Raw genomic sequence first — 18,229 nt, 5'->3', positions numbered from 1 at the left:
CCCTTTGCCGTCGCTCCGTCTGATGATGTTGCGCACTGGCCTTTGGCCGCAGCCTCCGTGGAAGAACCTAATGAAAAGCGCAGAAATCCGTGAAGCCTTCCTTCGCTTCTTCGAAGAGCAAGGTCACACCCGTGTCTCCTCCAGCTCCTTGATCCCAGGCAATGACCCAACCCTGCTGTTCACCAACGCGGGGATGAACCAGTTCAAGGACTGCTTCCTGGGCCAGGAAAAACGCGCTTACACCCGTGCCACCAGCAGCCAGAAGTGCGTGCGGGCCGGCGGTAAGAACAGCGACCTGGAAAACGTCGGCTACACCGCTCGTCACCACACCTTCTTCGAAATGCTGGGTAACTTCAGCTTTGGTGACTATTTCAAGAAAGACGCGATCACTTTCGCCTGGACCTTCCTGACCGGCGTGCTGAAGCTGCCGAAGGAAAAACTCTGGGTGACCGTCTACGCGACGGACGACGAAGCGTATGACATCTGGACCCAGCAAATCGGCGTGCCCGCCGAGCGCATGATCCGCATCGGCGACAACAAAGGCGCGCCGTATGCGTCCGACAACTTCTGGACCATGGGCGATACCGGCCCGTGCGGCCCTTGCACCGAGATCTTCTACGACCACGGCGCCGACATCTGGGGCGGCCCGCCGGGCTCGCCGGAAGAAGACGGCGACCGGTACATCGAGATCTGGAACAACGTGTTCATGCAGTTCAACCGCACCGCCGATGGCGTGTTGCATCCGCTGCCAGCGCCGTCGGTCGACACCGGCATGGGCCTGGAGCGGATCAGTGCGGTGATGCAGCACGTGCACTCCAACTACGAGATCGACCTTTTCACCAACCTGCTGAGCGCGTCGGCGGCGGCCATCGGCTGCGCCAATGACAACCAGTCTTCGCTCAAGGTGGTGTCCGACCACATCCGTTCCTGCGGCTTCCTCATCGCCGACGGCGTGTTGCCGTCCAACGAAGGCCGTGGCTATGTGCTGCGCCGCATCATCCGTCGCGCCTGCCGTCACGGTAACAAGTTGGGTGCCACTGGCAGCTTCTTCTACAAGATCGTCGCCGCGCTGGTGGCCGAGATGGGCGAAGCCTTCCCGGAACTCAAGCAGCAGCAAGGCAACATCGAGCGCGTGCTCAAGGCCGAGGAGGAGCAATTCTCCAAGACCCTGGAACACGGCCTGAAGATCCTCGAGCAAGACCTGGCCGAACTCAAAGGCACCGTGGTGCCGGGCGACGTGGTGTTCAAGCTGTATGACACCTATGGCTTCCCGATGGACCTGACTGCCGACATCGCCCGTGAGCGCGAGTTGACCATCGACGAGGCCGGTTTCGAGCGCGAGATGGAAGCCCAGCGCGTGCGCGCCCGTTCCGCCAGCTCCTTCGGCCTGGACTACAACACCCTGGTCAAGGTCGACGTACCAACCGAGTTCACCGGTTACAAGGCTACCGTGGGCTCGGCCAAGATCGTTGCCATCTATAAGGACGGCAAGTCGGTCGACGTGCTGAACGAAGGCGAAGAGGCCGTGGTGGTCCTGGACCAGACGCCGTTCTATGCCGAGTCCGGTGGCCAGGTCGGTGACTGTGGTTTCCTGAGCTCGACCTCCGGCCGTTTCGAAGTGCGTGACACCACCAAGACCGGTGGTGCGTTCCTGCACCACGGCGTGTTGGTACTGGGCAGCCTGACCATCGGCGCGCCGGTGGACACCCAGGTCGATGCCGATGTACGCAACGCCACCGCGCTGAACCACTCGGCCACTCACTTGCTGCATGCGGCCCTGCGCCAGGTATTGGGCGAGCACGTCCAGCAGAAGGGTTCGTTGGTGGACAGCCAGCGCCTGCGTTTCGACTTCAGCCACTTCGAAGCGATCAAGCCAGAGCAGATCAAAGCCCTGGAAGACATCGTCAACGCCGAAATCCGCAAGAACACGCCGGTGCAAACCGAAGAAACCGACATCGAGACCGCCAAGGCCAAAGGCGCCATGGCGCTGTTCGGCGAGAAGTATGGTGACAGCGTGCGTGTGCTGAGCATGGGCGGCGACTTCTCGGTAGAACTGTGTGGCGGTATCCACGCCAACCGTACCGGCGACATCGCCCTGCTGAAGATCATCAGCGAAGGTGGCGTGGCGTCCGGTGTACGGCGTATAGAGGCAGTGACTGGCGCTGCGGCCCTGGCCTACCTCAATGCAGCCGAAGAACAACTCAAGGAAGCGGCCAGCCTGGTCAAGGGCAGCCGCGACAATCTGATCGACAAGCTCAGCGCTGTGCTGGAGCGCAATCGCGCGCTGGAAAAACAGCTGGAGCAGTTGCAAGCCAAGGCCGCCAGTGCAGCAGGCGACGACCTGTCGGCCGCTGCGGTGGACGTCAAGGATGTGAAGGTTCTGGCCGCACGCCTGGACGGTCAGGACGGCAAGGCGCTGTTGGCCCTGGTCGATCAGTTGAAGAACAAGCTCGGCCGCGCAGTGATCCTGCTCGGCAGTGTCCATGAGGATAAGGTCGTTCTGGTTGCTGGTGTGACCAAGGACCTGACTGGCCAACTCAAAGCCGGTGATTTGATGAAACAAGCCGCTGCGGCAGTGGGCGGGAAGGGCGGTGGTCGTCCGGACATGGCACAAGGCGGTGGTGTAGACGCTGGTGCCCTGGACGCGGCGCTGGCCATGACCGTGCCATTTGTCGAAGCGGGTATTTAAGGCCTTGTTGCCGGGCCCATGGTCTAGTCATGGGCTCGCTCAGGTGCTGGAAGATTTGTTTATTGGGCGCCCCTTTACGGGCTGAGGCGGCTTAGAAATGGCTTTGATCGTACAGAAATTTGGAGGCACCTCGGTCGGCTCCGTCGAAAGAATCGAGCAGGTGGCCGACAAGGTTAAAAAATTCCGCGATGCTGGCGACGACCTGGTGGTGGTGCTGTCGGCGATGAGCGGCGAGACCAATCGCCTGATCGAACTGGCCAAGGCAATCAGCGGCGATCAACAACCGCTGCCGCGCGAGCTGGATGTGATCGTGTCCACCGGTGAGCAGGTGACCATCGCGTTGCTGGCCATGGCGTTGAACAAGCGTGGCGTGCCGGCGGTGTCCTACACTGGCAGTCAGGTTCGCATCCTGACCGACAGCTCGCATACCAAGGCGCGAATCCTGCAAATTGATGATCAGAAAATTCGTACTGATCTGAAGGCCGGGCGCGTGGTAGTTGTAGCAGGCTTCCAGGGTGTGGACGAGCACGGCAACATCACCACTCTGGGCCGTGGCGGTTCCGACACCACCGGCGTGGCACTGGCAGCGGCCCTCAAGGCCGATGAATGCCAGATCTACACCGATGTGGACGGCGTCTACACCACGGACCCTCGTGTGGTGTCCGTGGCCCAGCGCCTGGACAAGATCACCTTCGAAGAGATGCTGGAAATGGCCAGCCTCGGTTCCAAGGTGTTGCAGATCCGCGCGGTGGAGTTCGCCGGCAAGTACAACGTTCCGCTGCGCGTATTGCACAGCTTCAAAGAGGGTCCGGGCACCCTCATTACTATTGATGAAGAGGAATCCATGGAACAGCCGATCATTTCCGGTATCGCTTTCAACCGTGATGAAGCCAAGCTGACTATCCGTGGCGTGCCAGACACCCCGGGCGTGGCTTTCAAGATTCTCGGCCCGATCAGCGACGCGAACGTCGAAGTCGACATGATCGTGCAGAACGTCTCGCACGATAACACCACCGATTTCACCTTCACCGTGCACCGCAACGAATACGATGCGGCGCTCAAGATCCTGGAGAACACTGCGAGCGAGATTGGCGCCCGTGAAGTGGTCGGCGATACCAAGATTGCCAAGGTGTCGATCGTGGGGGTGGGCATGCGTTCCCACGCCGGCGTTGCCAGCCGCATGTTCGGGGCCCTGGCGAAAGAAAGCATCAACATCCAGATGATCTCCACCTCGGAAATCAAAGTCTCGGTGGTGATCGAAGAGAAGTACCTGGAACTGGCTGTACGTGCGCTGCATACCGCGTTCGAGCTTGACGCTCCGGCCCGACAGGGCGAGTGATGCAAGGCCTGGAAGGCGCGGATATCCGCGCCTTTCTTTTTTTGTAGGGCGCACGCGTAGGACCTGTTCTTTTGCGCGCGCTCGACAATACTTAGGCGGGTAGGACTATGGCTCTTGGGTCATGGGCCGACGGCCATTTTTTTGCAGACTGTTGTTCCTGAACTGAAATGCGTGAGGAGAAAGGCATGCTGATTCTGACTCGTCGTTGCGCAGAAAGCCTGATTATCGGTGATGGCGAAATCACCGTGACGGTGCTCGGCGTCAAAGGCAATCAAGTGCGTATTGGGGTTAATGCTCCAAAAGAGGTAGCGGTACACCGCGAGGAAATCTACCTGCGGATCAAGAAAGAGAAGGACGAAGAACCAAGCCTTTAATTTTTATCGTTTTTTATGTTTGCAAACGGGGATGAACGTGGTTAATATACGCCCCGTGTTGCGGAGAGCTGGCCGAGTGGCCGAAGGCGCTCCCCTGCTAAGGGAGTACACCTCAAAAGGGTGTCGGGGGTTCGAATCCCCCGTTCTCCGCCATTATTTGCTTAGTACGTTGCAATCTGGTTTTTTCGTTAAGTTGTTGAAAATAAACGAAAAAATAGCTTTACATAGAGATTGAACGGCCTATAATGCGCGGCAACAAATGCACTCGTAGCTCAGCTGGATAGAGTACTCGGCTACGAACCGAGCGGTCACAGGTTCGAATCCTGTCGAGTGCACCATTTAAGAGTCAGTTGCAGCAATGCAGGTGATTCGGCTTCAACCAGTTGTGATCTGGTCTAAAAACACAATCTGCACTCGTAGCTCAGCTGGATAGAGTACTCGGCTACGAACCGAGCGGTCACAGGTTCGAATCCTGTCGAGTGCACCATACAAACAAAAAGCCCGCCTAGTGCGGGCTTTTTGCCGTCTGGGGTTTGGGTAGGATTTATCCCTGCTTCGACGTTTGATGTGTTTTCCTTCCGGGCTGCGTCGTCGCAGTCCATAGATGCAGGCGTTGCTCAGCTTTTGCTCGCAAGCGCTTGTTCTTTCCAGTTTTTTAACGTTTAAAGCGCGCGCAGCGTGTATCATTGCGCCCGTCAGCCCCGCCGGGGCTTGTGGAATACCTCCATGGACTTACCCAGTAGTTACTCAGTACCCCGTTTTACCAATCATGAATTGACTGATTGATCCTTCCGGCGTGCCCCGCTGCTGGGAGTGGAGTTCGCCTATGACCGAAGTAGAAGTAAAGAAAACTCAAGAAAGCCTGCAGGATCGCCTGGCGCAAGTCATCGAGTTGCTGCAGCGCCAACGCGTGGTCGAAGACCTCACGCACCGCCAGGATGGTCCGAACAACAACCTGGTTGAAAACCTGGTCCATCGGCAAAACCTCGTTGAGCTGCAACGCAAGCTCGACGATTTGCACTCTGCCGACGTTGCCTACATTCTCGAAGCCTTGCCGCTCGATGATCGACTGACCCTCTGGCAGTTGGTCAAGGCCGACCGCGACGGCGACATCCTCCTCGAAGTATCTGACTCGGTCCGAGAAACCCTGATCGCCGACATGGACGATCACGAACTCCTGGCGGCCGCCAAGGAGATGGACGCCGACGAACTCGCTGACCTGGCCCCTGAGCTGCCGCGAGACGTTGTACACGAGCTGATGGAGGCTCTCGACGGCCAGCAGCGTGAGCGAGTCCGCTCCGCGTTGTCCTATGACGAGGATCAGGTCGGCGCACTGATGGACTTCGAGATGGTCACCATCCGCGAAGACGTCAGCCTCGAAGTGGTATTGCGCTACCTGCGCCGCCTGAAGGAATTGCCGGGCCACACCGACAAGCTGTTCGTGGTCGACTACGAGGGCATTCTCAAGGGCGTGCTGCCGATCAAGCGGTTGCTGGTCAACGATCCGGACAAGAAGGTCGCCGACCTGATGGCCAGCGACACGGTGAGTTTTCACCCCGACGAAGATGCTTATGAAGCAGCCCAGGCGTTCGAGCGTTATGACTTGATCTCGGCACCGGTGGTCGACAAGAACGGCAAGCTGATCGGCCGTTTGACCATCGACGAAATCGTCGACTTGATTCGTGAAGAGAGTGAAACCGAAGTCCTCAACATGGCGGGTCTGCGTGAAGAGGAAGACATCTTTGCTTCGGTCTGGCGTTCACTGCGTAACCGTTGGGCCTGGTTGGCCGTCAACCTGATCACTGCGTTCATTGCTTCGCGGGTGATTGGCTTGTTCGAAGGCTCGATCGAGAAGCTGGTGGCGCTGGCCGCATTGATGCCGATTGTGGCCGGTATCGGCGGCAACTCAGGTAACCAGACGATTACCATGATCGTGCGCGCCATGGCGCTGGACCAGGTGAGCACGGCCAACTCATCGCGCTTGCTGCGCAAAGAGCTTGCCGTTGGCCTTATCAACGGCCTGGTGTGGGGTGGCGTGATCGGGGTGGTGGCCTACTTGCTGTATGGCAGTTGGTCGCTGGGCGTTGTGATGACGGCAGCCATGACCCTCAACCTGCTCCTCGCTGCGCTGATGGGGGTGTTGATCCCCATGACCCTGGCACGCCTGGGGCGAGATCCGGCCATGGGAGCCAGTGTGATGATCACGGCCATGACCGACAGCGGCGGCTTCTTCATCTTCCTGGGCCTGGCAACCATCTTCCTGCTTTGATCCCATTCTAGGGGGGGGCAGCTTGCCCCCCCCCTATCTCTGCGCCTCCCAAATTGCGCGCAAAAAAAAGCCAGCGCTAGGCTGGCTTCGGCTTTCATTTCTAACTCAATTGGCTTCTGCGGCCGCCTCGACGTCGTGCGCGATGAGCGAGACGAGAGCATTTTGCTGGCGGTGGGAAAGCTGACGAAAACGCTGCAGCAGTTCGCGTTCGTGCAGTGACAGCTCAGGGCTGTCCAGGCGCATGCTCAACTCGTCGCCCAACGCACCTTCCTGAATAAGGCTTTGCTCCAGGCGCGCGATGATTTCGGAGTTCATGCTGCGGTGATGATTGCGAGCCACCTCGGCAATGCGTTCCCGCATTCCGTCTGGCAGACGTACGACGAACTTGTCAGCCGTACGGCTGGAATAAATTGCCTGTTTCAATGGGCGCATATATTTAACCGGTTAGTTCAGGGGAGCGGTTTTTGGAATTGGCCGCAAGCGATGAGTGTTAAGACAAGGCTCACGACCAAAGTTCAACCTGAATTGCAAAGAGGCCGCATCATGCCTCAGATTTGCCGGTTCCTTGGCGTCAATTCTGTGACAAATATTGAACTGCCTAAAGGCTTTATGCCAGCACTGTTTTGCATTTTTGCGGACTGGTTGGAAATCTTCATCGCGCGCCGTAGCGCGAGGGAACTTCCCGTAAGTAAAGGCCGCAACTGGCTTTTAGGCTGTCTATCGTAGCGCACTATGGCATTTTGCCCTTAGTTTTAAGACTAGTGGCAAATTGCCGATTGGCGAGTCCAGCCGACATAAGGTAGGGCGAGGGGATTTAGCGCAGGACCGGATCGAATTTAATCCGACGACCCTTGATGAGGGTGAACAGAAACAGGCTGGCGGTGACGCCGGTGGCCACGAATGCGCTGGTCTGGGCATCGGGTGACGTGGCGCTCAAGCCCGCGAGGGTGGTGACCACGGTCAGGCACAAAAACAGCCAGGCAGATTTGCTCATGGGAGGATTCCTCAGAATACCCAGTGTTCAGTTGCAGGAGCAGTCTGGGTGCCTTGGGTCAGGCGTACCGGCGATTGCGCAGTGGGCGTCATCACCGCCAGTTGCGGGCGTTGTTGCAAATGGTGCGGCACGGCCTGGCTGATCTGCGCAGGGTCGTTGCTGCCGGTGGATTGAAAATGAAACGTCACCAATGCAGCCAAAGCTACGGTGTTAAGGGCTAACAGAAGGGCACTGTTCATGGTCATGTTCTCCGCTTAACGCCGTGGCTGGATGGGTTGCTAGAGAACTATTGCAGGTGTCGTGCCAATCTTTTATTTCAATAAAATCAATGGTTTGAGTCTACTTTAAAAGTCGTCCTGGTTGCAATTTGCAATGATGGCATTCTGGGGGAGTGCATTTTGCACGATCGCGCCGCAAGCCCGTGTTTGCGGGGTAAAGCTGCGCAGGATCGTGCAAGGATCGGCCTACACTCAAAAAGCCTACGGACGACATGACAAAACCCGACCCGGTGGTTAACATGCACGCCGTCCATCGCTGCCCACTGGCCGATGGCTGTCATTTGTCCCAGTAGCTCAATTGGATAGAGCATCCCCCTCCTAAGGGGAAGGTTGGCCGTTCGAACCGGCCCTGGGACACCAGATCCAAAGCCCTGCGCGGAGCAATCTGCGCGGGGCTTTTTTGTGGGTGTTTTTCAGTCACGGGTCGAACCTTGCCGGTGTTCAGGGTTCACAGCAGGTGCGCAGGGTATTTATTCCACGGGTGTACCTCGTCACTGGCCAGGCGACGTCTGAGCAGTGAAGCAAAATATTCCCCGGAAAATGCCTGTACCGCCTGTCCGGATCCGTCCACCCCGGACTATCATGCCGATAGCCCCGTCTCTCACCGCAAGGAGCCGCTCGGAACGCCGATGCGCCAGATCTGGAAATCTTTTCGAGCCCTTTATTTCGCCTCCTTGATGATGCTGATCGGCTCCGGCCTGCTCAGTACCTACCTGGCCCTGCGCTTGGCGGCCGACCACGTCGACAGCCTGTGGGTGGGTGCGTTGATGGCGGCCAACTACTTTGGCCTGGTGCTGGGTGGCAAAATCGGGCACCGCCTGATCGCCCGTGTCGGGCATATCCGTGCCTATGCGACCTGCGCCGGCATTGTCGGTGCCGCCGTGCTGGGCCACGGGTTGATCAACTGGCTCCCAGCCTGGATTGTGCTGCGGATGATCGTGGGCCTCGGGATGATGTGCCAGTACATGGTCATCGAAAGTTGGCTCAATGAGCAGGCGGATGCCAAGCAGCGCGGCCTGGTGTTCAGCGGCTACATGATTGCGTCGTACCTGGGCTTGGTGCTGGGTCAGTTGATCCTGGTCATGCATCCCGAGCTCGGTCTCGAATTGCTGATGCTGGTCGCGCTGTGCTTCGCCCTGTGCCTGGTGCCTGTGGCCATGACCCGGCGTATTCACCCGGCGCCCTTGCACCCGGCGCCGATGGAACCGCGCTTCTTTATCAAGCGCGTGCCGCAGTCGCTCAGTACGGTATTAGGGGCGGGGCTGATCGTGGGCTCGTTCTATGGCCTGGCGCCCCTCTATGCGGCGCAGCAGGGCCTGAGCACCGAGCAGGTTGGTCTGTTCATGGGTAGCTGCATCTTTGCCGGCCTGCTGGTGCAGTGGCCGCTGGGCTGGTTGTCGGACCGCTACGACCGGGCGCTGCTGATTCGTTGCTTTGCCCTGTGCCTGGCGGTGGCTGCGTTGCCGCTGGCGGTGCTGACTCAGGTGCCCCTGGAGGTGCTGTTTGCGGCCGGGTTCCTGTGTTCGCTGGTGCAGTTCTGTCTCTATCCGCTGGCCGTCGCGTTCTCCAATGACCATGTGGAAGGTGACCGCCGCGTCTCGCTCACGGCCATGTTGCTGGTGACTTACGGGGTCGGTGCGAGTGTGGGGCCGCTGCTGGCCGGTGTGGTGATGAAGCTGTTCGGCAGCCACATGCTGTATGCGTTTTTCAGTGTGTGCGCCTTGATCCTGGTGTGGCGCATCCGCCCCAAGGCCGTGACCAACCTGCATCAGGTCGACGACGCGCCGCTGCATCACGTGGCGATGCCCGACAGCATGTCCAGCTCGCCATTGGTGGCGGCGCTCGACCCGCGTGTCGACGAACAGGTGGTGCAGGAGCAGATGCAAACCGCTACCCCCGAACCGCCGGACGAACCCGCGCCCGAGCCGGTGGCCGATGAGCCGGTCACGGAGTCGCCGCCCGAGCACCCGGACCCGGACGAGCACCCGCATGACCTCAGCAGGGCGCGTCCCTGAATGCAAAAACGGGCGGATCCCATCAGGATCCGCCCGTTTTTTCAAGCGCGATTCATGCGTGTCAGAAATCGTCGTCTTTGTCGAAACGGCGTGCTTCACGTTGCAACTGGTACACAAACCGTTCCACTTGACGCTGCACCAGGCCGCTCATGTTGTGGAAGCGCACGCCGGCGAAGGTGGTGTTGATCTTCTCTTCGAAATGCAAGTAACGCAGTTCGACCGAGGTGGTCATGCTGCCGAAGGGCAGGGCGGCGATGAAGCGGTCATACACCTGGCCCAGTTGCAGGCGTTCGGAGATGTCGCCTTCAAAGCGCAATTTGCAGCCGGTGGCGGAGATGTCCAGCAGCTTGCCGCTGATCGGGAACTTGAGTTTCTCGCCGCCCAGTTCGATGTTGACCAGTTGGGCCAGCTTCAGCGCGGCGCGGAATGCGTTGCGGCGCTGATGGTAGACCACTTCGTCGGGCATGCTGCCGGCGTAGACGCGGTGACCGTCTTTTTCGCTGACGGTATAAGCGCCGCTGCTTTCCCACGCGACACGTACGCCGTCGTGGAAGCCTTCGATACGAAACGGTTCGCCGCTTTCAAGGTGGCGCTCGCCGTCACGGGGAATCATTTCGTCCAGGACCAGCGTGTTGCTGTCGCGGTCGACGTCCACCAGGTAGCTTTGGAAGCGCTGGCTGCGTTCGTGAAAGGTGATGATCAGCGGGTCATGGCTGTCTTGGAGCATCCGCAGGGTGCTGGCGATTTCCAGAGGCGTGGTGAGGACCTTGGGTGGCTGCGGAGCATCTTCCGCATTAAGGGCGTTGAACACGGTTCTTCCATCTCCAGACAAAATACGACTACACGCAAGAACCGGCATTTTGCCAGCATGTGGCGCGCATTGGATAGGGCGCGCAGTAAACAGGTGTCAGGCTTGGCTGCGGGTGCCTGGTTTGAGCAGGCGCGAGGTGGAACCCTGGGCGTTGTAAAGCGCCGGAGGCTCTCCGCCGTGAAGTATACGCAACTGATTGGCGGTCGTGGCTTGCTGAAGCTGGATCGACTGGCCGTTAAGCAGGTTCGCTTCCTGGCATTGGGCAAGCAAATGATTGAGTGCTTTGCTTTGCGCCAGCAACTGATCGCCCACCGAGGAGTGGCTGGCGAGTTGTGCCAGGCCGTCGTGATCGGCGGGCAGGCCCAGGCTGAGGAGAATCTGGCTGCGCTTCTTGCCGTGCTGTTCCAGCAGGACAATCAGCGACTGCTTGCGCGCCAGGATTTCTTCCAGCAGCGGCATGTTCCGGCCGTACAGGGCCAGGGATTCTTCCTTGAGCAGCTCGAGCAATTGTTGCGTCGGCGCTAGATCATCAATGATCAGTTGGAGCAGATTTTCGTCGTGATGCATGGCTGGCCTTGGGGTTTAAGCGTCCAAAAGCCCGGCGCAGGCCAGTGCCTAGCGCTCGGCTTCGAAATTAAGCAGCTTGCTGGCTACACGGTTGCTGTCGACTTTATAGCTGCCATCGGCGATTGCCTGTTTCAACTCGGCCACACGGTCCTTGTTGACGATAGGTTGATCGCGCAGCGAGTCAGTGACCTTCTGCAACTGTTGAGCCTCGTTGCTCAGATGTACGGATTCCCCGCTTTGACTGGCGCTCGCCTGCTCTGCCTGGGTGGCCAGGGGCTTGGCGTCTGCGCTGTCCTTGGCACCGGTGGTGCGCGTGCTGCCGGTTAAAGCCGGGCTGTTATTCAAACGATTGAAATCAATGACCATGATAAAAAACCTCTGGGTATTTGGACGCTTGCCATGTTTTCGGCCATACCCGGACAAACTTTAGGCTCGATTTGACAATAAACCTGCACACACAAACCACGTGCGTACAGTGTAGGAAAACCCAGCGTCCGATACCAGCGATCTATAGAGCCACCTCGACTTGGCCGGGGGCGGTCACCCGAGCCTTGATCACGCGATTGGAATTGAGGTTCTTGACCCGGATCTGCTCGCTCATGCCGCCGTTGGACAAGGCTTCGCCGGGCATCTTTACATTCAGCGCGCCGCTGCTGGCGGAGATCACCACCTGATCGCCCTTGCGGATGACCTCCGCCTGTTCCAGGTGGACCAACGTGATGACCTGGTCGGTGACCACAGGTCGGGTGAGCTTCTGCCCCACGGCCTGGTCCACCGACGTCAGGTAGCCCTGGCCGATCAGGCTGATGTCCCGTTCGCGCAGCACCACGTCGTCGAAGCCGATGATCCCGGTGCGTTTCAGGGGGCGGGCGACGACTACCACGTCGCGGAACAGTTTCACCTGGGCCGGTACGAACACCGTCCAGGGCGAGGCGCCGTCGCAGCGAACACGCACGGTCACCCGGCCGATGGGTTGGGCGGGGCTTTCGAGGGTGGCTGTCAATTCCTTGTCGCACATTGGCATGCGCAGGCGCGGGTCCAACTGGTTGACCTGGATTTCATAGCGGCCCGGTGTCTGGGTGGTCGCCAGATAATCTTCTACAGTGAATTCAAGAAAGCCCTGGGTGACGCCGATAAGTAGATCAGGCAGGGTGACGTTGTCTGCGCGGGCCGGGGCGCCGAGGCCCATGGCGAGCAGCGCCAGCGGTGCGCAGAGCAATCTGGCGTACCGTTTGAGAGGGCGTCGGGAAACTGTCGTTTTAATATCCATAGCCAATAAATAGCAAAGCTCGTGCCGTTTAGCGTCGGGTGCGCGTCGCAGCCCTTGTAGGTATGGCCGAAGGTTTAAGGTAGGAGTCAGGGCATGGCAGGTGTAATGGATTCAGTAAACCAGCGAACACAGCTGGTAGGGCAGAATCGCCTGGAGTTGTTGCTTTTTCGCCTGGACGGCAAACAGCTATATGGCATCAACGTGTTCAAGGTGCGGGAAGTGTTGCAGTGCCCCAAGCTGACGATCATGCCCAAGTCCAGCCCGGTGGTGTGTGGCGTAGCCAACATTCGTGGTGCGACTATCCCGATTCTTGACCTGGCACTGGCCACCGGTTCGGCGGGTTTGCAGGACCGTGAGAACCCGTTCGTGATCATCACTGAGTACAACACCAAGACCCAGGGTTTCCTGGTGCGCTCGGTGGAGCGCATCGTCAACATGAACTGGGAAGAGATCCATCCACCGCCCAAGGGCACCGGGCGCGATCACTACCTCACGGCAGTGACGCGGGTCGATAACCAGTTGGTGGAAATCATCGACGTGGAGAAGATTCTCGCTGAAGTGGCGCCGACCTCTGAATCGATTTCCGTCGGTGTCGTCGACGCGGAGACTGCCCACAAGGCGATCTCCCTGCGCGTATTGACGGTGGACGATTCCTCGGTGGCACGCAAGCAGGTGACCCGTTGCCTGCAAACCGTCGGCGTCGACGTGGTTGCCCTCAACGACGGCCGCCAGGCGCTGGACTACTTGCGCAAGCTGGTAGACGAAGGCAAGAAGCCGGAAGAAGAGTTTCTGATGATGATTTCCGACATCGAGATGCCGGAAATGGACGGCTACACCCTCACGGCCGAGATACGCAGCGACCCACGCATGCAAAAATTGCATATCATCCTGCATACTTCCTTGTCGGGCGTATTCAACCAGGCGATGGTCAAGAAAGTCGGTGCCGATGACTTCCTGGCCAAATTCCGTCCTGATGACCTGGCAAGCCGGGTTGTCGACCGGATCAAGGCAGCAGATCACGGCTAGGGTTTCTGTCCCTGGCGGTCATACGATTTTAGAGGCGGTATCAGTGTCTACGGGTAATTTGGATTTTGAACAGTTCCGGGTCTTCCTGGAAAAAGCCTGTGGCATATTGCTCGGTGAAAACAAGCAGTACCTGGTATCCAGCCGTCTCAACAAATTGATGGAGCAGCAGGGCATCAAGTCGTTGGGCGAGCTGGTGCAGCGGATCCAGGGGCAGCCGCGTAGTGGGCTCAAGGAAATGGTGGTCGATGCGATGACCACCAACGAAACCTTGTGGTTTCGTGATACCTACCCCTTCGAGGTGCTCAAGAGCAAAGTGTTGCCGGAGGCCATCAAGGCCAGCCCGGGCCAGCGCCTGCGTATCTGGTCGGCGGCGTGCTCTTCGGGGCAGGAGCCGTATTCGATCTCGATGTCCATCGACGAATTCGAACGAACCAACATGGGCCAGTTGAAGGCCGGTGCGCAGATTGTTGCCACCGACCTGTCCGGTACCATGCTCACCAACTGCAAGACCGGTGAATACGACAGCCTGGCGCTGGGGCGCGGCCTGTCCCAGGAACGCTTGCAGCGTTATTTCGACCCGAAAGGGGCAGGGCGCTGGGCGGTCAAGGCGCCGATCAAGAGCCGCGTGGAGTTCCGCTCGTTCAACCTGCTGGACAGCTACGCCAGCCTGGGCAAGTTCGACATGGTGTTCTGCCGCAACGTGCTGATCTACTTCTCTGCCGAGGTGAAGAAAGACATCCTGCTGCGCATCCACGGCACCCTCAAGCGCGGCGGCTACCTGTTCCTCGGGGCTTCCGAAGCGCTGAACGGTTTGCCGGACCACTACCAGATGGTGCAATGCAGCCCGGGGATCATCTACCAGGCCAAGTAAGCAATACTGGGTCAACAATGTGGGAGGGGGCTTGCCCCCTCCCACATTTTTTTTGTGGCAAGTTCAGGTGAAGCGGCAACCCTGGATTGCCGCTTTACTGGCGCCACGCGGAAACCGCTTGCCGCTTTTCTGGCATTGCCGCTCGGCAATCGCCCCTCAAGCCCTTTAAATACGGGCCTCGCTCAAACTGGCACACACCTTGCTATAACCCTGTCAACGTACAGCAGGTCAGCCCTTGAAGGTTTCCGCCATGAGCATCAGCTTCGATAAAGCGCTCGGTATCCACGAACAAGCCCTGGGCTTCCGCGCCCAGCGTGCCGAAGTCCTGGCCAACAACATTGCCAACGCCGACACCCCGAACTACAAGGCTCGGGACCTGGACTTCTCCGCCGTGCTCGCTGCACAGCAGGACAAGACCAAGAACGGCACCTTCGCCCTGAACATGACCAACAACCGTCATATTGAAGCGCAAGGCCTGAGCAATGGTGACGAGTCGCTGCTGTATCGCACGCCGATGCAGCCGTCCATCGACCAGAACACCGTCGATGCCCAGCTGGAGCAATCGGCCTACGCCGAGAACTCGGTGAATTTCCAGGCCAGCTTCACCCTGCTCAACAGCAAATTCAAAGGGCTGATGTCAGCCCTGCGCGGAGAGTAAGCCATGTCCCTGTCCAGTGTTTTCAATATTGCCGGTAGTGGCATGAGCGCCCAGACCACGCGTCTGAACACCGTCGCCAGTAACATCGCCAACGCCGAGACCGTGTCGTCGAGCATTGACCAGACCTACCGTGCCCGTCACCCGGTGTTCGCCACCATGTTCCAGGCTGGCCAGAACGGCGGCAGCCCTTCGCTGTTCCAGGAGCAGGGCGCCGCAGGTTCGGGTGTGCAGGTGCTGGGCGTGGTCGAAGACCAGAGCAACCTCGAAGCGCGCTACGAACCCAACCACCCCGCCGCGAACGAAAAGGGTTACGTGTACTACCCCAACGTCAACGTGGTCGAGGAAATGGCCGACATGATTTCCGCCAGCCGTTCGTTCCAGACCAACGCGGAAATGATGAACACCGCCAAAACCATGATGCAGAAGGTCCTGACCCTGGGTCAGTGATAAGGGGCGCCGAAGATGGCCATTGTTGATACCACATCAACCAACACCGCGGTGCAGGACCTGTTCAACACCAAGGTCACCACTGCTACGAACAACGTCGCGAGCACTGCCAGTGCTGCCACGGGTAATCAGTCCCTGGGCAAGGATGCGTTCCTGCAACTGCTGGTCACCCAGCTGAAAAACCAGAACCCGCTGTCGCCGCAAGACAACGGCGCGTTCGTGGCTCAGTTGGCTCAGTTCAGCAGCCTGGAAGGCATCAACACCCTGAACGATTCGGTGAATGCGATCTCCAGCAACTTCAGCTCTTCGCAGGCGTTGCAGGCGTCGTCGCTGGTGGGGCGTTCGATCATCACCCAGACCGACAAGGCCCTGGTAGACACCAGCAAGAGCATGACCGGCTCGGTCGCTGTAACCGCGGCAACCGGCAACGTGGCGGTGAAGATCACCGACGCGAACGGCAACGTGGTGCGCACCATCAACATGGGTGCCCAGAGCGCCGGCACCGCCGACTTTATCTGGGATGGCAAGAACGATGCAGGTGAAGTGGCCGCTGCCGGCACCTACACCTTCAATGCCACCACCAAGAATGACGCGGGTGACTCGGTTGCCCTGGTGACGTCGCTGCCAGCCACGGTCACCAGCGTGACCTTGAGCAAGACCGGCGGCGAAATGGTGCTGAACCTCGCGGGCGGCATGGGCAGCGTCAAGCTGTCGCAAATTCAGACTATCGGTACATAGAGCCGGCTAAATACGGCAGAGGGAGAGAAACATGTCTTTTAATATCGGCCTTAGCGGCCTCTATGCGGCCAACAAACAACTGGACGTGACCGGCAACAACATCGCCAACGTCGCGACCACCGGCTTCAAGTCGTCCCGCGCAGAGTTCGCCGACATTTACGCCGCGTCCAAGCTGGGCACCGGCCAGAACAGCATCGGTAACGGTGTGAACCTGGCGGCTGTGTCCCAGCAATTCACCCAGGGTGACGTGAATGGCAGCGGCGGCATCCTGGACATGGCGATCCAGGGCGGCGGCTTCTTCGTGCAGAAGGGCAGCGACGGCTCGCTGGAATACACCCGCAGCGGCGCGTTCCGTGCCGACAAAGACGGCTTTATCACCAACAACACCGGCACTTCACGCCTGCAAGGCTACGCGGCCGATGCGGACGGCAAGATCATCAAGGGTGCGCTGACCGACCTTCAACTGAACCTGTCGAACCTGCCACCGCAGGCTTCCAGCAAAGTCGACTCCACCAGCAACCTGAATTCGTCCGAGCCGGTGATCGACCAGACCACCAAGCCGTTCAACGCCACCGATACCAGCACGTTCACCACGCAGTACAGCACCACGTTGTACGATTCCCAAGGCAATGCCCACGCCATGGTGCAGTACATGGTGAAGACCGACTCCAACAAATGGATGGCCTACACCCAGATCGACGGACGTAACCCCGACGGTACCACCACCGCGCCTGTCGGCCGGCTGTTGTCGTTCGACGGTGCGGGCAAGCTCGAGTCGATCACCGTGCCACCTGCGACGGTGTCCAACACCACGTGGACCATTGCTGACTGGAACCCGGGTTCCCTGGTTGACGGTGTATGGAAAGACAACGGTGCCGATGCCAAAAGCATCGCCGTGAACATGTCCAACATCACCCAGTACAACTCCGCCAGCTACCGTAACCCGCCGGTCACCGATGGCTACGCCACCGGCCAGATCACCGGCTTGAAAATCGACGGCAGCGGCGTTCTGTTCGCCACCTTCAGCAACCAGCAGAGCAAGGCCATCGGCCAGATCTCCCTGGCCAGCTTCAACAACGAACAGGGCCTGCAGCCCTCGGGCGGCACCACCTGGAGAGAGACCTTCGCTTCCGGTCAGCCAGGCTATGACACCCCACAAGCGGGCACCTTGGGTTCGATCGTGGCCAACTCCCTGGAGAACTCCAACGTCAACCTGACCAACGAGCTGGTGGACCTGATCAAGGCCCAGAGCAACTACCAGGCGAACGCCAAGACCATCTCCACCCAGAGCACCATCATGCAGACGATCATTCAGATGACGTGATGCGGGTGGCCTGAGACCAACCCGGAAAAACCCCTCGATGAGGGGTTTTTTTTTGGTTTTCATTTTGTAGGGGAGGGCCCTTTTCCCGGTATTTGCACAGACACGCAGTGACAGGTCTTGGTGGAACGGACTACGTCCTCTTCGCCACTTATAGGGCCTACGAGGATAGGAGGCGTTGTCTATGCGAGGGGCGCACATGCCAGCCCAGGTGTCGTGGGGGCAGTTGAGTGGCGGTAGTTTTGCGGGCAGTTCGGGAAACACGCAGGACGCAACCGACGAGACTCAGAAAGTCGATGCCGATAAGGAGACCGTTTCAAAGCTGCTCAAGGACCTGGAGGATGCCCAAAAGACGTCCAAGACTCAGACCGAGCAGGAGTTGCGCAACAAACTCAATGAGCTGCGCGAAAAACTCGGTGAGGAGAAGTTCAAGGAGATCATCGAGCAACTGAAGAAAGACGCGTCAGATGAATGGCTCGCGTTTTTGAAGAGATTGTTTCCGGAGCTTTTTGCAGATGATGATGATGTATCTCCACCCGCACCACCCATCGATAACGGCGGT

18 protein-coding genes, 4 tRNA genes and 1 pseudogene are annotated in these 18,229 nt (G+C 59.0%); 16 read left to right on the top strand and 7 right to left on the bottom strand.

Annotated elements, in window-relative coordinates; translation table 11 throughout:
- The first annotated feature begins 70 nt into the window (after positions 1–70).
- From alaS to mgtE, 7 genes are all read left to right on the top strand, one after another.
- Complete coding sequence (gene alaS / locus CQ041_RS24470) at positions 71–2,689, top strand: alanine--tRNA ligase (protein ID WP_105525009.1); 2,619 nt, start codon at positions 71–73, stop codon at positions 2,687–2,689.
- A 97-nt stretch (positions 2,690–2,786) separates the two neighbouring features.
- On the top strand, positions 2,787–4,028 hold the full coding sequence (locus CQ041_RS24465) for an aspartate kinase (RefSeq protein WP_105525008.1): 1,242 nt from the start codon (positions 2,787–2,789) through the stop codon (positions 4,026–4,028).
- Positions 4,029–4,213: 185 nt separating this feature from the next.
- Positions 4,214–4,402 (top strand): carbon storage regulator CsrA, encoded by a 189-nt coding sequence (gene csrA, locus CQ041_RS24460; RefSeq protein WP_003175645.1) that lies wholly within the window; start codon positions 4,214–4,216, stop codon positions 4,400–4,402.
- Between the two features lie 62 nt (positions 4,403–4,464).
- Positions 4,465–4,555: transfer RNA gene (locus CQ041_RS24455), tRNA-Ser, on the top strand.
- Between the two features lie 108 nt (positions 4,556–4,663).
- Positions 4,664–4,740: transfer RNA gene (locus CQ041_RS24450), tRNA-Arg, on the top strand.
- A 72-nt stretch (positions 4,741–4,812) separates the two neighbouring features.
- Positions 4,813–4,889 (top strand) — tRNA-Arg (locus CQ041_RS24445).
- A gap of 339 nt (positions 4,890–5,228) precedes the next feature.
- Complete coding sequence (gene mgtE / locus CQ041_RS24440; protein ID WP_105525007.1) at positions 5,229–6,671, top strand: magnesium transporter; 1,443 nt, start codon at positions 5,229–5,231, stop codon at positions 6,669–6,671.
- Positions 6,672–6,776: 105 nt separating this feature from the next.
- Here mgtE and CQ041_RS24435 read toward each other — a convergent pair whose 3' ends face one another.
- The 3 genes from CQ041_RS24435 to CQ041_RS24420 form a co-directional block, all read right to left on the bottom strand.
- The gene (locus tag CQ041_RS24435; RefSeq protein WP_003175643.1) at positions 6,777–7,103 is read right to left on the bottom strand and encodes an Arc family DNA-binding protein; all 327 of its coding nucleotides are present in this window, start codon (positions 7,101–7,103) and stop codon (positions 6,777–6,779) included.
- A gap of 382 nt (positions 7,104–7,485) precedes the next feature.
- Entirely contained in the window at positions 7,486–7,665 is a 180-nt protein-coding gene (locus tag CQ041_RS24425; protein WP_105525005.1) for a PA3371 family protein, read from the bottom strand.
- Between the two features lie 11 nt (positions 7,666–7,676).
- Complete coding sequence (locus tag CQ041_RS24420; protein ID WP_105525004.1) at positions 7,677–7,904, bottom strand: hypothetical protein; 228 nt, start codon at positions 7,902–7,904, stop codon at positions 7,677–7,679.
- Positions 7,905–8,226: 322 nt separating this feature from the next.
- On the opposite strand from CQ041_RS24420, the gene CQ041_RS24410 reads away from it, so the two are divergent.
- A tRNA-Arg gene (locus tag CQ041_RS24410) sits at positions 8,227–8,303 on the top strand.
- A gap of 269 nt (positions 8,304–8,572) precedes the next feature.
- The gene (locus CQ041_RS24405) at positions 8,573–9,958 is read left to right on the top strand and encodes an MFS transporter (RefSeq protein WP_105525002.1); all 1,386 of its coding nucleotides are present in this window, start codon (positions 8,573–8,575) and stop codon (positions 9,956–9,958) included.
- Between the two features lie 61 nt (positions 9,959–10,019).
- On the opposite strand, the gene CQ041_RS24400 is transcribed toward CQ041_RS24405, so the two are convergent.
- The 4 genes from CQ041_RS24400 to flgA all read right to left on the bottom strand — a co-directional run bounded on the left by CQ041_RS24400 (position 10,020) and on the right by flgA (position 12,606).
- Positions 10,020–10,769: a flagellar brake protein gene (locus tag CQ041_RS24400; RefSeq protein ID WP_105525001.1), complete on the bottom strand. Its 750-nt coding sequence runs from the start codon at positions 10,767–10,769 to the stop codon at positions 10,020–10,022.
- Between the two features lie 96 nt (positions 10,770–10,865).
- A complete protein-coding gene (locus CQ041_RS24395) occupies positions 10,866–11,336 on the bottom strand; it encodes a flagella synthesis protein FlgN (RefSeq protein ID WP_105525000.1) in 471 nt (156 codons plus the stop codon).
- A gap of 48 nt (positions 11,337–11,384) precedes the next feature.
- A complete protein-coding gene (gene flgM / locus CQ041_RS24390; RefSeq protein ID WP_105524999.1) occupies positions 11,385–11,702 on the bottom strand; it encodes a flagellar biosynthesis anti-sigma factor FlgM in 318 nt (105 codons plus the stop codon).
- A 142-nt stretch (positions 11,703–11,844) separates the two neighbouring features.
- Entirely contained in the window at positions 11,845–12,606 is a 762-nt protein-coding gene (gene flgA, locus CQ041_RS24385) for a flagellar basal body P-ring formation chaperone FlgA (protein WP_105524998.1), read from the bottom strand.
- Positions 12,607–12,699: 93 nt separating this feature from the next.
- Between flgA and CQ041_RS24380 the strand changes: the two genes are divergently transcribed.
- The 7 genes and pseudogenes from CQ041_RS24380 to CQ041_RS24350 all read left to right on the top strand — a co-directional run.
- Positions 12,700–13,632 carry a chemotaxis protein CheV gene (locus tag CQ041_RS24380; protein WP_105524997.1) on the top strand — a complete coding sequence of 311 codons (933 nt, stop codon included), beginning with the start codon at positions 12,700–12,702 and terminating at the stop codon, positions 13,630–13,632.
- A gap of 43 nt (positions 13,633–13,675) precedes the next feature.
- Positions 13,676–14,503 (top strand): protein-glutamate O-methyltransferase CheR, encoded by an 828-nt coding sequence (gene cheR, locus CQ041_RS24375; protein ID WP_016979774.1) that lies wholly within the window; start codon positions 13,676–13,678, stop codon positions 14,501–14,503.
- Positions 14,504–14,753: 250 nt separating this feature from the next.
- Positions 14,754–15,161 carry a flagellar basal body rod protein FlgB gene (flgB, locus tag CQ041_RS24370; RefSeq protein ID WP_049711905.1) on the top strand — a complete coding sequence of 136 codons (408 nt, stop codon included), beginning with the start codon at positions 14,754–14,756 and terminating at the stop codon, positions 15,159–15,161.
- Positions 15,162–15,164: 3 nt separating this feature from the next.
- The gene (flgC, locus tag CQ041_RS24365; RefSeq protein WP_105524996.1) at positions 15,165–15,608 is read left to right on the top strand and encodes a flagellar basal body rod protein FlgC; all 444 of its coding nucleotides are present in this window, start codon (positions 15,165–15,167) and stop codon (positions 15,606–15,608) included.
- Between the two features lie 15 nt (positions 15,609–15,623).
- Positions 15,624–16,346: a flagellar hook assembly protein FlgD gene (gene flgD, locus CQ041_RS24360; protein WP_105524995.1), complete on the top strand. Its 723-nt coding sequence runs from the start codon at positions 15,624–15,626 to the stop codon at positions 16,344–16,346.
- A gap of 31 nt (positions 16,347–16,377) precedes the next feature.
- Positions 16,378–17,670, top strand: a complete 1,293-nt coding sequence (gene flgE / locus CQ041_RS24355) for a flagellar hook protein FlgE (protein ID WP_105524994.1) — start codon at positions 16,378–16,380, stop codon at positions 17,668–17,670.
- Between the two features lie 196 nt (positions 17,671–17,866).
- A pseudogene (locus tag CQ041_RS24350) lies at positions 17,867–18,229 on the top strand (hypothetical protein); the annotation flags it as partial.

This window comes from Pseudomonas sp. MYb60, assembly GCF_002979555.1.
Classification (GTDB): Bacteria; Pseudomonadota; Gammaproteobacteria; order Pseudomonadales; family Pseudomonadaceae; genus Aquipseudomonas.
This window is presented reverse-complemented; position numbering and strand designations above follow the sequence as displayed.